This window comes from Rhizobium sp. CG5, assembly GCF_023701945.1.
GTDB lineage: Bacteria > Pseudomonadota > Alphaproteobacteria > Rhizobiales > Rhizobiaceae > Allorhizobium.
In genome coordinates this window covers 1-13915 of the sequence record NZ_JABAEF010000015.1, presented here as the reverse complement: position 1 = coordinate 13915, position 13915 = coordinate 1, and the positions used below count along the sequence as shown (strand labels likewise).

Sequence of the window (13915 nt, the reverse complement as noted above, 5' to 3'; positions counted from 1 at the left end):
TTGGTAAGCGCTTATAGCGTTAAGATCTAAGCGAGCTTCTGTGCCGCCCGTCAACGAAGATCAAGTACGAGTTCGGCAAGGCCTTTCTCCAAGCAAAGCGCGTCTACCACCACAGCAGAAGCGTGCCCATATGCGAGATAGGAAACGAGCGTGGCGGATGCCGCTTGTCGCTGTAATCCGCAGGTCCGTAGAATGCCCAACTGGAACACGCTGTGCGCTCGGTTCACAGCGAGTACTTATACAAAAACCAATCTTTACATAAGATTGGGGGTTCGCCGATCAAGCAGGAGAAGGTGAATGGAGTTGAAATGGCTGGAGGACTTCCTATGTCTGGCAAAAACTCATAGCTTCTCAAAAGCGTCGGCGGAACGGAACGTGACCCAATCGGCGTTCAGTCGTAGAATACAAGGTTTGGAGCAATGGCTGGGCGTCGTGTTAATCGATCGCAGTACATATCCTACGGCTCTGACCGAGGACGGGCTGCAGTTTTTAGAAACTGCAGAAGAAACGCTGAGAATGCTGCACGGAAGCCGCTATCATTTTCAGGCAAAATCTCGGCCAAACATGCAGATGGTTTCGATAGCGGCCTTGCATACATTGTCACTGGTATTCTTTCCCGCATGGTTCCGGCAAATAGAGACGGAAGTGGGGCCAGTAGACAGCCGGCTTTTGCCGGATGATTATCATAACTGTCTCCAAGCCCTCGTCGAAGGAGGATATGATTTTCTCCTAACCTATCACCATCCCAGTGTTCCGGTGCCTCTGGACTCCGATCAGTATCCTTACATTGTCGTTGGCAGAGACGATTTCACGGCAGTCTACAGTCCAGCGCTTGAACGCGGCGGGGACGCTGGTGCATTCCCATTGCTCGGCTACGCCGCAAATTCATTTCTCGGTCGGGTGGCTACCTTCGCTCACGCACAGGGAGGCATCCCCGCAATCCGCGTCGCCCACACGAACGAAAATTCTATGGCCGACGCGTTGAAGCGTATGGCCATCGAGGGGCACGGTCTCGCATGGCTGCCAAGAAGTCTTGTGCAACAAGAACTGGCCGACAGTACACTTCTCTCGCTTTCGGCCGATATACCGCTAGAGATTCGCCTCTATCGCAACGCCAGACGGACCCGGCCAGTTGTTGAGAAAGTATGGCGAGCAGCTCAGTCCGCCAGTTCCAGATAGCTTCCAAATCTATGTAAATTTAGAATAGGCGCTTCCGACACAGCATTGGATTTTTGCCCTCACCTAACCGCATCCTCTCCTAACAACGGAGAGTATATAATGCTTGGTGTTCTTGGTGGCATGGGTCCCCTCGCGACCGTGGATTTTCTGACGAAACTTATAGAAAATACTCCGGCCTCCTGCGATCAGGATCATATCGAAACGATCGTGTCTTCGGCCTCGCATACGCCTGACCGCTCTTCTGCTATCATCGGGACCGGCGAAGATCCGTATCCTCACATGAAGAAAGCCTTGGTCGGCTTAGAGCGGTGCGGAGCGGACATCATCGCCATCCCCTGCAACACGGCTCACTACTGGCACGCTGCCTTGCAGAAAGAAACTAAGCTTCCAATCCTTCATATCGTCGACGCAGTTGTAGACCAGTTCGAATCCTCCCGGTGCAACAATGGCGTTGTCGGGATCCTCGCGACGACCGGTACGATACAGGCGGGGGTGTATCAGACACGGCTTTTGAACCGTGGCTATGGCTATGTAGCGCCGGCCCTGCATTCACAGTCAGATGTCATGCATGCAATACGTCTGGTCAAGGCTGGCCAACTGGCTCTCGCATCCAAGATCCTGAGTGTGCAGGCCCGTTTACTGATGGATGCCGGCTGTACCGTCATTGCCATGGCATGCACGGAGATACCGCTAGCACTTGCCGACATTTCGAGCGATCTTGCGCCATTTCTTGTCGATCCCACAAAGGCATTAGCACGAGCCTGCATTCAGGCGGCGGGGCTCGAACCGGTCAAGCTTAGTGTGATTTAGCGAGTTCCGCACCTTTCTGCAGTATTTGCGGCGAAATCTGAATGAGCCGCCTTTCAAAACTCAAGCAAAGCGGGAACAACGGCTAAACAATTTCGATTTTTGCAGCCTATAAGTGCAGTAACTGCATTTGTTCATTACGATGTGAGTCGCCGTTGTAGGATCGAGTTAGCGGTTTGACTTCGGGTGCTCTCTCTACCAATCGATAAACGTGTAAGTTACACAATTACATTTATACGATCTCTGTTTTATTTCTGAGCGCATATAATAATAAACGTCGAGGGGCTCTCGTGACCTGTTCCACCTGATCACCAAAACGGAGTGACACATGCAAGACTGGCTGGACAAGCTGACCGATCTCACCGCAACACAGGGCGACGAGAGCATCCTCAAGCAAGCACTTGCGGATTTCGCCGACCAGGCCGGCTTTGGCGGATACGCTTATCTTTATATCCGGCCAGGCCATACGATCGCCGCGTCCAACTATCATCCGGAATGGCGCTCGACCTATTTTCAGCGAAACTATGAGGCAGTCGATCCAGTCGTCAAACGCTCAAAGTCCTTGAAACTGGCTTTTACCTGGAGTGCGGACCAGGAACGGCCGCGTCTCTCCAAGGCCGAGCGTGCCTTCTACGCACAGGCCGCCGACTTCGGAATCTGCTCCGGTATTACCATTCCGATCAAGGCTGCAAACGGGTCAATGTCGATGTTCACTTTGGCATCGGAAAAGACGGTGATCGACCTTGAGCGAGATATCGATGCTGTTTCTGCCGCTGCAACCGTTGGGCAACTCCATACCCGTATGTGCTTCCTGTCCCTGACGCCGAGCGAACAGCATCCAGCCTCGCTCGATCCCAAAGAAGCCGCTTATCTTCAATGGATTGCCGTTGGCAAAACCATGGAGGAAACGGCAGATCTTGAAGGGGTCAAATACAACTCGGTGAAGAGCAAGCTCGAAGAGACAAGGAAGCGCCTTCGCATCCATACGATGCCGCATCTCGTCGCGCTCGCCATCCGCGCCGGACTTATCTGAGCGGCGACATCAGTTGACCGAAACCTTCGGAATATAACCCAGAAGCCCGACCAGCGTGTTCACCGCGCCCATCTGTGCATGCATCTCGATCATCGCCTCGATGTATTCGAGATGCTGCGCACCCCCGGCAGCTGTTCCGGTCTTGTAGTCGTCCGGCAATGCCTGGAACAGTTGATCTGCCTTTTCAACGAGCTGCCTGTGAAGCCGGATGGCATTCACTGCCAACGTCTCGATGTCTGAGCTTGGCAGTCCGCGCGTGAGCCCGATCACCGGGCGGAGTTCACATGTGTCCGAGACTGCTGAATCTTTCAAATCCATAGGTGATCCAACCCTGAGAAATTGTCTGCGGTACGCCCCCGCAAACGCAACTCTGATCCCAAGCCGGGGGTTGGAAACTGTACCTGGACAGTCCTGCGACCTTTAGCACCGGAGCACCTGGACATACGTCGCAGGCCCACCGGCCAATGGCCAGAGGATTTTGGTGTCGTATCGGCCGACACCAACCGCCAGATAGAGGTTTCCACACCCCGGGACAGCGCGTACTGCCCTGTCAGCCCTTATAGAGGGCAGATGTTGTTTTCGCTAGAGCGATGGAAAAACAATCACTTTGCAGATCTGCAGATACTTCAAGGTCTTCCTCCAATTCCCGTCAAGTCGATCCGGATCCCCGCTTTGTTCGCATCGGATGCAACAGCCTCGGCTGGCACCGCCGGTTCGGCTTCATTTTCAGGAAGGCCGGACCGGCTATCTGCGCCATCGCGCTGGGCCGGCTCCGGCTCGGCGAGCTTGACCTCACCCGGATCCTCCACCCGAAAGACAGCTGTCCCCTCGAAATACCCCGTCTGCCAGGCGATGATCGCGTCGTCGAACACCTGTGGCAGGACCTCTTTCGCTGTCGGGTTTCCATACCATTTGGTGACGACGCGGTACACCTTGGCGAACAGTGCCGTGCCCATACGGATGTTCTGGCAAGGTTCGATTAGGTCCGGCTTCATTTCCCCGGCCTCGATGATGCCGAGCCCGGCAGGATACTGCGTGATGCCGAAACGCACGGTATTGCGGCCGAGGTTGTCACGGATCAGGGCCAAGGCTTCGTCCGGCGTCGTGGGTTTCGGCACCAACACAATACGGCTGCCGGAGCGTACCGTTACGGCAAGCGGATCCTGCGACCCCGCCCGCTCGATGAACATCTCGACGATCTCAGGCTTCAGAGCCTTGTCGGCGCATTGCTGGATAAGGGCCGCATCAATCATCTTGTCATTCCCCGATATTCTGAGTGAACGCTGTTCTGATTGAAAGCCATGACGATCGGCACGCCGAACAGCCGCGACCAGGCTCGGGCGCTCGCCTGTTGGATGGCGGTGATCGTCGTGCCTGATGTCCACCAGCCGTTACCGCTCGCCACGATGATGTCGGGAGCTTGAAGCATCGACTGCAAGATTGGCCAAAGGATCAGTTGCTCGTAGCAGATCAGCGGTGCGATCCGCATGCCCGAGACATCGACGACCGGATTGGCAAAAAAATGGGCGCGCGCCCCGCCGCCCTGGCCCATCCAGAACCGCCAAGGCCGCCACATCGACACCGGGACCGGCATGCGCTCGCGATAGAGGATACGGGCCTCAGCATCCGAAATAGCCACCATGACATTGTCGTAGCCGGCCGCATCGATGACAGCGGCGCCGGCGATAACGGTAATGCCAGATCCTCGCAAGCCATCTTGCCAAAGTCGCGCCACGGTCGGCGTCCAGAAGCCAAGCGCGCTCTCAGGCAGAACCACGAAACGGGCCTCTTCGCCCTCCGCAAGAACGGTTGCAATCAAGTCACGATGATAACGCAGGGCGCCGTCTCGACCGAGATTTTGCCCGAGCGCAAGGTCGACCCCTTTCCAGGTGTCTGGTACCTTTGGCTGCGTCCAGTCCGTGGCGGACCAGGCGTATAGTCCAAACAGGACTGCGACCGCGATTTGCCACCGTCGACCGGTCATGACGACCAACAGGATCGCGGTCGCTCCAAGACCACACCAGCCCCAACCCGGGAACAGGACGCCAGCCGCAGTTAGCGGATGCGCCCAGCCGGCAATCCCGAAGGGCGGCACACCCGTCAGCACCATGGCGAGCAGATACCGCACGCCCCTTCTCTTTTCCGAATGCCCTATCCAGAGGACGGCATGCACTAGGGTAAAGCCCACTGAGGCCGTCGCCCAAAGCAAAAGGCCGGGCCAGAGATCTGCGGCATAGAAGTTCGCGACACCCTGCGGCAAACCCCTGGATGCGGCGAGGAAATATGCCGCCGACACGGCAGCCGCGATCACGCGTGATGGCGACTTGGCCCAAAGCAATGGAAAGAACATCGCGACCGGGAGGGTCACCATGTTTCCGCTCCAGGCGACCGCGCCCACCGCGACCGACAGCCCAATCAGGATCGCCCCACGCAAGCGGTCATGGCCCGAAGGTGAGGATCGGCGTGGCAAGGCCGAGGAGCCCAGAGATCGGGATCGGTCCAAAATATCGGGAGTCATAGGAGCTCGCAAAGGATGAGTGGAGAAACAGGTGTCCTGGCGGCACGATGCCCCCGGAATAGGGAATGATCGGACGGCCCTGCCCGTCGTTCTCGCGGATGAGAGACGCGTCGAGAACTGTGCCGTCGATCGCGACAGTGTCGCCAATCGCGACGCGCTGGCCGGGAAGCGCTGCAACGGTCTTGATAAGCGGCGCGAAACCGCCAGCACACAGTCCGTGCCGGACATAGCCACGCTGCCGGGCCTCTTCAAATTGCGGCGTGGATGGAGGGCAGACGAACACGAGATCGCCAACGCTTGGAGCTCTACTAACCGTCTCGATACGCCAGATACCTAGCGGTTCGCTCGGCGTCAGGTTCAGCCTGATGCCACCGATGAGCCCGATCGCTGCAAAAGCAGCCATGACGCTCGCGCTCGCAGTGACGAACGCAATCACCCCTCGCCTGCTCACTGCTTGATCACCGGCGTCTGACGCTTAGCGAGCTTCAGGTCCTCGGCTTGGCTCAGCGTTGCCACTGTGCGTTCATGGGCCGCGAGCTGCTGGGCTGTGCGCATCACCGGCCAGGCTTCTTTCAGCCGCGCCTTCTCTTGGGGTGCCAGCCCCTCTGAGAGCTTGTCGAAGAGCTGACCTTGAGGCCTCTGCGCTGTGTTGGTCAGCAGGGTCCGCTCTCCGAACCGCTCGGCCACCGCCTTGTTAAATCTGTCGATCTCGGCTTTGGTTTCGCGATTGCTGACCGCGTAAGCCATCGCGGCAGGGAGATCGTTGCGGTCGATCGCGTCGCGCACGCGTTCCAGCACGGATCGAGCCGCCAGCGACAGCGCCGGGATGTCGATCGAGACGCGCTGGCGCAGCGTCTTCTCTTCACCCTCTATCCGCTGCGTGGCCGTCTCGCGGATCCGAAGGTAAGTTTCGATGTCGCGCTGCAGCGCGGGAGCGTTGACCTCCGCGACGCGGCGGGCCTCTCGGTCAGACTTGCTGGCGAGAATGCCGGTCTTGCCCTTGAGCGGTCCGATCGACGCGGGCTCGGCCGGAAGGTTGTCGAGCGTCTGCGAAGCACCCTGTTTGTCGGCGAGGACCGCATCGAAGTTCATGGCCCGGAAGGCGGTCTCTGGATCGGCGAACACATAGCGGAAGCGCGTCGACACCTCCTCCCATTGTTTCTTCACAGCGGGATCGTCGGCAACCTTGCGATCGACGGCGTCGCTCAGTGGTACCGGGAACAGTTTTACGCCTGACACCATCGGGCGGGCCTCCTTGTTCGTTTGCGATTTCAGAGCTTGCAGCAGGCCGAGACTTGTCCCCGCGGCTCGAAGACGGATAGCCAGATCGGCAAGTTTCGAGCTCTGGCGCAAAGTCCAGTCGAGCCGGTCGCGCAGCAGGGTCCTGGCGACATGGACGATGTGCAGGCCGCGGTTTTCGGCAAAGGCGAGTGCAGGGCGATAGAGCGAGCCGCGCTCGTAATCGAGCGTGGTCTCCTTGGTATTCCTGCGCGACAGGATTTCCGTCAGACCGCCGGCCTTGGAGAAGGAACGGCTGCCGTAATAGAGTGCCAGATCCTCGCGGTGGCGGGTCATCGCGACATAGGTGAGATGACGATCGAGCGAGAGGCTTGCCAGCACCTTCACCCGATCGACCGTTGCGCCCTGGCTCTTGTGGATCGTCGTGGCATAGCCGTGATCGAGATTGTTGTAGAAGCGCTGCTCGACGGACACCTGACGCCGCTGCTCCCCCTCACCGACGACGACCAATATGCGATTTGGCGCTGCCTCGACGACACGGCCGATCATGCCATTCTTGACGCCAAGCGAGCCTTCGTTTTTGAGGAAGACGATCTGGTCGCCGGCATCAAAATGGCGGATACCGTCGGCGGTCCTGAAGGCATGGCCTTCACTGAGGATGCCGCGCTCGACAAGTTTTCCCCGGGCCATCACGTTCAGCATGCGGACGTCGCGACGCAGATGCGCCAGCATCAACATGGACTTTGCCGGATCGTAGTCGCGGTTCCAGTCGGCAATGAGGTTTTCGACAGCCTGAGCCTTCAGCTCCGAGCCAAGCACCCGGCCCTCCGAACGATAGGCGGCGAGCGCTTCGCCAACATTGCCGCGCGCGAGATCAAGCGAGGCCTTGCGCATCCAGTCCTCGCGCTGGCGATAGATAGTCTCCAGCTCAGCGTATCCAATACGATCAACAATGGCGCGGAAGGCAGCCCCCGCCTCGATCGGCTGAAGCTGCTCGGGATCGCCAACCAGCACGAGCTTGGCGCCTGACTCGACAACGGCTTCGACGAAGCCGGCCATCTGCCTGGATGCGACCATGCCGGCCTCGTCCATAACGAACACCGTCCTGGCATCGAGCGTGTCGCGATCCTTCTTCCAGCGCAGCTCCCACGACGCCAGCGTGCGGCTCAGGATCCCTGCTTCCCTTTCCAAACCCTCTGCCGCCTTGCCGGCAAGCGCGCCACCGACGACGCGATATCCGGCCAGTTCCCACGCCTCGCGGGCAGCCTTCATCATCGTGGTCTTGCCAGCACCGGCGCGACCGACGACGGCTGCAATCCGGGCAGACCCCGCGATGCGCTCGATGGCCGCCTTCTGCTCTTGCGACAGCCGCGCGTGACGGCGGAACGTTGCATCGAGGACAGCGGGTGTGACGCTGTGCGACTCCTTACCCGACAGCCACATGGCCTGCCGAGCCATGGTCGCCTCCAGCCGGATCATCGCCCGCGTCGTGTAGCGGGCCGGCACCTTGCCACCGGTAGTAAAGTCGATCGTATCGCGCTGCAAACGGAGCACATCCTGGGTCTGGATGATGCGCGCCATCAGTTGCTGAAAAATGCCGGGATCGTCGATATAGCGATTGAGCACCTTGGCAACGTCGCGTTCATCAAAGACGCTCTTCTCGCGGGTGATCAGGTCAAGCACGATGCCCGGACTGCGAAGAATACGGCGGGCATTCTCGCTTCGACGCTGCTCATTCAGCTCGATCCGCTCGAGCTCTGGACGCACGCCTCGGCTTTCGGCCTTGCGCTCGATCGCCTTGGCGCCGACGCCGAGATGGAGGGTCGGCTCCAGGCCGATGCCCTGCTTCTCGTAGGAGCGGCCATCAACACGAAGATCGATGCCGCCCAGCGCCAGGTGATGGTTCTGACGCTCGAACCATCCATCACGCAGCTTGTTAAAATCCTCTGTCGAGCCGGCCCAGAGCTCGTAGGCGATCTTCCCGGATTTCGTCCGGACAGGCTGCGCGTCTTTCCCTGTCACCGCGACCTTCTTTGCGCCGAACCCCTCTTCTGTCAGCGGGCGCAATGTCGTCATCAGATGAATATGCGGATTGCCTGGATTGTCGTGGTAGACCCAATCGGCACCCATACCCTTGGCGAGGATGTTCCTTTCCACGAAATCCCGGACCAGCGCGATGTTCTGCTCCGGCGTGAGCTCCAGTGGAAGTGCGATGGTCAAGTCGCGGGCAAGCTGCGCATCGGAGCGTTTCTCGAACGCCTCGACCTTGTTCCAGAAGGCTTCGACCGCTCCCGAGACCGACCGATCGGCGATCATTGCTCGTGCCCATTTCGGAGCATCCGCAGGAAGCACAAATTCCTCGTGCAAAAGGCCCTGTTTGCGGGTGTAGTCGATGGTGCGGGCCTCGCGCTCGTATTCCATCTTCGCGCAATGCCGGTATGCCGCAGACAGCACGGCACTGCGGCCGTCACCACGGCTAACAATGCTGGCTGAGAAATGGGCGATGGCCACGGCGTAAAACACTCCCGGTTCGAATCTCGTTCGTCGGGGGCGACGACCCCACGACGGCCCCGCCAGGGCCATGAGCAAGCACGTCGCATCACCGACGTATAATTGCGCCCTTGGAGCCATTCCTTCGGAACGGCGGGATCATTCACAAAAGCATCGCCCTTGGCGATCTGCAGATCTGCAGATTCCTTTTTCTGGGCATCCGGGAGAAGTTTGGCGTCACAGCAGCAACGCCAAACTCTAAGGAGAGCATCCGGAATGAAGAAGCCATCGTCGAAGATCAGGGAAGAAATCGCCAGATTGCAGGAACAGTTGAGAGCGGCTGAAACACGCGAGGCCGAACGCATCGGGCGGATCGCGCTGAAGGCCGGCATTGGTGAGATCGAAATCGAGGAGTCCGAGCTTCAGGCTGCCTTCGAGGAAATTGCCGGGCGGTTTCGCGGAGGCAAAGGACCGACGACCGGAAAAGAGAATGGGCCTGGTGAAAAGCCAGATCGCGATGCGCGCCCGTCGCTCGCATCTGGCACGGATGCGGGCGGGCCTGGTGAGGCTTGATCGGATGGCGAAGGGGATGACGACAGAAGCGCGCAAAAAGGACACGCGCGAAAAGATCGAGCTCGGCGGCCTGATCGTAAAGGCCGGCTTGCGATACGAAAAACGGGCGCTGCTGCTCGGTCTTCTGATCGATGCGAGCAACCGGATCAAGGGCAATGAGGCGGAGCGATTGCGCCTGACATCCATCGGTGCGGAGGCGTTTGGCGATGACGGTGAATAGGCTGCTTCTCGGGATTCTTCCTGCAATCATCATGCTGGTCGTCATGTTCGGGACGACGGGTATGGAGCATCGGCTAGCGGCTCTGGGGACGAGCGCGCAGGTTAAGCTTTTCCTCGGCCGCGCCGGTCTCGCCCTACCCTACATCGCAGCCGCCGCAATCGGCGTCATCTCGCTGTTCGCAGCAAATGGATCGGCCAATATCAAGGCAGCCGCGCTGAGTGTGCTTGCCGGGAACGGTACAGTCATCCTCATCGCAGTCGCCCGGGAAGCAATCCGGCTCGCCGGCATCGCAGGCAGCGTTCCGACAGGACAATCGGTCCTCGCCTATGCCGATCCCGCGACCCTGCTTGGCGCGAGCGCTGCATTCTTCAGCGCCGTGTTTGCCTTGCGAGTCGCCATCAAAGGCAACGCCGCGTTTGCTCAAGGAGGGCCCACGCGCGTCAGTGGCAAACGGGCAGTGCATGGTGATGCCCACTGGATGAGCTTGGCTGAGGCCGGGAAACTGTTTTCCGATGCGGGCGGCATCGTCGTCGGTGAGCGATACCGGGTCGATCGTGACAGTGTCGCGGCGATGGCGTTCCGCACTGACAACCCGGAGAGCTGGGGTGCAGGAGGCAATTCCCCGCTGCTCTGCTTCGATGGCTCGTTCGGCTCCTCGCACGGTATCGTCTTTGCCGGCTCCGGTGGTTTCAAGACGACGTCGGTCACGATCCCGACCGCGCTCAAATGGGGCGGTGGGCTCGTCGTGCTTGATCCCTCCAGCGAGGTCGCGCCGATGGTCGTCGAGCATAGGCGAATGGCCGGCCGTAAAGTGATCGTGCTCGATCCCGCCAACCCCGCGACCGGCTTTAATGCACTCGACTGGATCGGTCGGTTCGGTGGCACGAAAGAGGAGGACATCGTCGCGGTCGCGACATGGATCATGACTGACAACGCACGGGCGGCTTCGGCACGCGACGACTTCTTCCGCGCGTCCGCCATGCAGCTGCTGACCGCGCTGATCGCCGATGTCTGCCTGTCGGGATACACGGACGCAAAGGACCAGACGCTACGTCGCGTCCGCGCCAATCTATCCGAGCCCGAACCGAAACTGCGCGAGCGGTTGACGCGGATTTACGAGCAGTCGGAATCCACCTTCGTCCGCGAGAACGTCGCGGTGTTCGTCAACATGACGCCGGAGACATTCAGCGGCGTTTACGCCAATGCCGTCAAGGAGACACACTGGCTTTCCTATACGAACTATGCCGCACTCGTGTCCGGCGACAGCTTCTCGACCGACGAACTGGCGACCGGCGTTACAGACATCTTCATCGCCCTTGACCTGAAGGTTCTGGAGTCGCATCCGGGACTGGCACGGGTGGTCATCGGCTCCTTCCTCAATGCGATCTATAATCGAAATGGCGAGGTCGCGGGTCGCACCTTGTTCCTACTTGATGAGGTGGCGCGCCTTGGCTATTTGCGCATCTTGGAAACCGCCCGCGACGCTGGACGCAAATATGGCATCAGCCTGGCGCTGATCTTTCAATCCATCGGCCAGATGCGCGAGGCCTATGGCGGCCGCGATGCCAGCTCGAAATGGTTCGAGTCCGCATCGTGGATTTCGTTTGCGGCGATCAACGATCCAGAAACCGCGGAGTATATTTCCAAGCGCTGCGGTGACACCACGGTCGAGGTCGACCAGACGAACCGCTCTTCCGGAATGAAGGGATCGTCGCGCTCGCGGTCGAAGCAACTCACGCGCCGTCCGCTGATCCTGCCGCACGAAGTGCTGCGCATGCGCGGCGACGAACAGATCGTTTTTACTGCAGGCAATGCACCGTTGCGCTGCGGTCGCGCCATTTGGTTCAGACGCAAGGATATGAGCGCGTCCGTCGGCGAAAACCGGTTTCACAGGCAGGCCAAAAAAGGGTCGGGAGCCAATGAGACGGGTCCCGCGCCTAAGAATTGAGGAGACCGTAATTTGAGAATTTTGCCCGCCGTAGCAGCCCTATCCGCCATGGTCATCTGCCTTGTTGCATCAGCGGGGTTGGCACAGCAGCCGAAGAGCTCGCGTGACGCGTTTTCAATTTGCGGAAGCGGGCAACGGATCACCTGCGTGGTGGATGGTGATACGTTCTGGTTTCGAGGTGAAAAGCTCCGGATTGCCGACATCGACACGCCGGAGCTAAGCCCGCCGCGATGCCAGCGTGAACGCGAGCGTGGCCTTGCGGCGAAACAGCGTCTGCTCGACATCCTTAATTCGGGTCCGCTCTCGTTCAAGACGACCGCCAGAGAAGAAGACCGCTTTTTTCGCAAGCTCAGGATCGTCTACCGCGACCGGCGCTCGGTCGGGGATATTCTCGTCGCCGAAGGCTTGGCTCGGAAGTGGGAAGGATCACGCCGGAGTTGGTGCGAATGATCCGGGTACCAACGGATCACAGATGTGAATCGATGATATCAGTCCGATTCAAAACTGTCATTGGACGGCAGATTCCGAACACGCGATTCTGCCGGCATGATCACGCAGCCCTACCACCTCTATGTCGAGCGTATCGCGCCGGAAAAAAACATGGCGCGGTTCTATGCGCTTGCTGTTCAGCCGACATTGTTCGGCGAGGTTTCGCTTGTGCGCGCCTGGGGCCGGATCGGAACGCGCGGACAGCAGATGGTGCATCTGTTTGACAACGAGAGCCAGGCCATCAACCTGTTCCTCAATGTCCTTCGCGAGAAGCGCAAACGGGGTTATCGGCCAAAACGACCTGTGGACATCCCACGGATCTGATCCTCGGCCCCATCGTCGCCGATGACAATCCGGTCATAAGCTGACACGGATTTTATCTTTGACAACAAGATGCGAGGAATTCCATGACCACCACCAATGAAATCGCCGACAAGATTGCAGCCGATAACGGCCTGACCAAGGTTCAGGCCAAGGGCATCGTAGAAGCCGTGTTTCAGGCGATCGCCGATGCCGCAGGCTCCGACGCCGAAACCTCGATCCCCGGCTTCGGAAAATTCAAGGTGAAGGCATCGCCTGAGCGCGAGGGTCGCAATCCTGCGACCGGAGAAAAGATGACGGTTGCCGCTTCGAAGAAGCTGACCTTTGCGCCTGCCAAGGCGCTCAAGGTTGCACTGAACAAGTGATCCCTGACGTGGAGAGCCCCGCTCTGGCGGGCGGGGCATCCAGTATCAGTCCCGGTTCGACCGGGACCAGATGAGGGAGAGGCCTTCCTCGCCTTCGACCTCGATCAGCGTTGCGTAGATCGGGGCCGGGAAGCTCGGGTCGTCGAGCTTGACCGAGAGGTAGTCGCGGCCTTCGTTCGAGGTCTTTTTCCAGGCTGCGCCGAATTCGACCGTAGCCCCGGCGAGGATTCGGTAGTCCGGGCCCTTTTCGGATGTGCGCTCGACGGCGCGGATGGTTGCCTTGACGTTGAGGTTGAGGGTCTTGATGGTGCCGGAGAAGCCGTTCCCGGAAGCGGTGAAAGAGCCGATGGTTGCCATTGTCGTGTTCCTTTTCGGTTGTTCGAGCCGCGTCCATCGCGGCCTCGATGGCAGTCGATAGGACCGGAGGCGATCGGCCTGCACCTGAAGGGCCGAAACGAAGAGGAGGACGGCCAGGAGAGGCTTTCTTGATGATGTGGACACCCCCACCACTACCGCCGAGAATATCGGCAGGGACCAATCAAACGTTGGAAAGGAAACGGGATGTCCAGGCTGACAATCGGAATCGACCTTGCAAAGAATGTCTTCGTGCGACCTGCAAGTCGCGTGAGTTTCTGTTTCACAGGAGGAGATATTGCCTGAAGAAACCGGCTGTTCCATCAGCCGTTCCCTACCCGGACATGCGGAGCCGGTAACGGCTCGGTGTGAAGCTCTG

At 59.3% G+C, this 13915-nt stretch carries 15 protein-coding genes; 9 read left to right on the top strand and 6 right to left on the bottom strand.

The features are described 5' to 3' along the window. Positions 1 to 297: 297 nt before the first annotated feature. The 3 genes from HGO38_RS21830 (at position 298) to traR (ending at position 3019) form a co-directional block, all read left to right on the top strand. Entirely contained in the window at positions 298 to 1179 is an 882-nt protein-coding gene (locus tag HGO38_RS21830) for a LysR family transcriptional regulator (protein ID WP_250958017.1), read from the top strand. A gap of 99 nt (positions 1180 to 1278) precedes the next feature. Beyond that, positions 1279 to 1989 (top strand): cysteate racemase, encoded by a 711-nt coding sequence (cuyB, locus tag HGO38_RS21825; protein ID WP_250958016.1) that lies wholly within the window; start codon positions 1279 to 1281, stop codon positions 1987 to 1989. Positions 1990 to 2314: 325 nt separating this feature from the next. Beyond that, complete coding sequence (gene traR, locus HGO38_RS21820; protein WP_250958015.1) at positions 2315 to 3019, top strand: autoinducer-binding transcriptional regulator TraR; 705 nt, start codon at positions 2315 to 2317, stop codon at positions 3017 to 3019. A gap of 9 nt (positions 3020 to 3028) precedes the next feature. Here the strand turns inward: traR and HGO38_RS21815 are convergent, their stop codons facing one another. The 5 genes from HGO38_RS21815 to traA all read right to left on the bottom strand — a co-directional run bounded on the left by HGO38_RS21815 (position 3029) and on the right by traA (position 9287). Continuing rightward, positions 3029 to 3337: a transcriptional repressor TraM gene (locus HGO38_RS21815; protein ID WP_250958014.1), complete on the bottom strand. Its 309-nt coding sequence runs from the start codon at positions 3335 to 3337 to the stop codon at positions 3029 to 3031. A 308-nt stretch (positions 3338 to 3645) separates the two neighbouring features. Next, complete coding sequence (locus HGO38_RS21810) at positions 3646 to 4272, bottom strand: TraH family protein (RefSeq protein WP_250958013.1); 627 nt, start codon at positions 4270 to 4272, stop codon at positions 3646 to 3648. Beyond that, on the bottom strand, positions 4269 to 5441 hold the full coding sequence (locus HGO38_RS21805) for a conjugal transfer protein TraB (protein ID WP_250958088.1): 1173 nt from the start codon (positions 5439 to 5441) through the stop codon (positions 4269 to 4271). Before HGO38_RS21805 ends, HGO38_RS21810 begins: the two co-directional genes overlap by 4 nt. Before the next feature lie 16 nt (positions 5442 to 5457). After that, a complete protein-coding gene (traF, locus tag HGO38_RS21800) occupies positions 5458 to 5940 on the bottom strand; it encodes a conjugative transfer signal peptidase TraF (RefSeq protein ID WP_250958012.1) in 483 nt (160 codons plus the stop codon). Positions 5941 to 5984: 44 nt separating this feature from the next. Continuing rightward, positions 5985 to 9287, bottom strand: a complete 3303-nt coding sequence (gene traA, locus HGO38_RS21795) for a Ti-type conjugative transfer relaxase TraA (RefSeq protein WP_250958011.1) — start codon at positions 9285 to 9287, stop codon at positions 5985 to 5987. A gap of 255 nt (positions 9288 to 9542) precedes the next feature. On the opposite strand from traA, the gene traC reads away from it, so the two are divergent. The 6 genes from traC (at position 9543) to HGO38_RS21765 (ending at position 13182) form a co-directional block, all read left to right on the top strand. Continuing rightward, on the top strand, positions 9543 to 9839 hold the full coding sequence (gene traC, locus HGO38_RS21790; RefSeq protein ID WP_250958010.1) for a conjugal transfer protein TraC: 297 nt from the start codon (positions 9543 to 9545) through the stop codon (positions 9837 to 9839). Between the two features lie 4 nt (positions 9840 to 9843). Beyond that, positions 9844 to 10059: a type IV conjugative transfer system coupling protein TraD gene (gene traD / locus HGO38_RS21785; RefSeq protein ID WP_250958009.1), complete on the top strand. Its 216-nt coding sequence runs from the start codon at positions 9844 to 9846 to the stop codon at positions 10057 to 10059. Then, the gene (gene traG, locus HGO38_RS21780) at positions 10046 to 12007 is read left to right on the top strand and encodes a Ti-type conjugative transfer system protein TraG (RefSeq protein WP_250958008.1); all 1962 of its coding nucleotides are present in this window, start codon (positions 10046 to 10048) and stop codon (positions 12005 to 12007) included. Before traD ends, traG begins: the two co-directional genes overlap by 14 nt. Before the next feature lie 48 nt (positions 12008 to 12055). Next, entirely contained in the window at positions 12056 to 12457 is a 402-nt protein-coding gene (locus HGO38_RS21775; RefSeq protein ID WP_250958087.1) for a thermonuclease family protein, read from the top strand. Positions 12458 to 12553: 96 nt separating this feature from the next. Continuing rightward, complete coding sequence (locus HGO38_RS21770) at positions 12554 to 12820, top strand: WGR domain-containing protein (RefSeq protein ID WP_250958007.1); 267 nt, start codon at positions 12554 to 12556, stop codon at positions 12818 to 12820. A gap of 83 nt (positions 12821 to 12903) precedes the next feature. After that, positions 12904 to 13182, top strand: a complete 279-nt coding sequence (locus HGO38_RS21765; RefSeq protein ID WP_250958006.1) for an HU family DNA-binding protein — start codon at positions 12904 to 12906, stop codon at positions 13180 to 13182. A gap of 45 nt (positions 13183 to 13227) precedes the next feature. Here HGO38_RS21765 and HGO38_RS21760 read toward each other — a convergent pair whose 3' ends face one another. Then, positions 13228 to 13539: a DUF736 domain-containing protein gene (locus HGO38_RS21760; RefSeq protein WP_041699667.1), complete on the bottom strand. Its 312-nt coding sequence runs from the start codon at positions 13537 to 13539 to the stop codon at positions 13228 to 13230. Positions 13540 to 13915 lie beyond the last annotated feature (376 nt).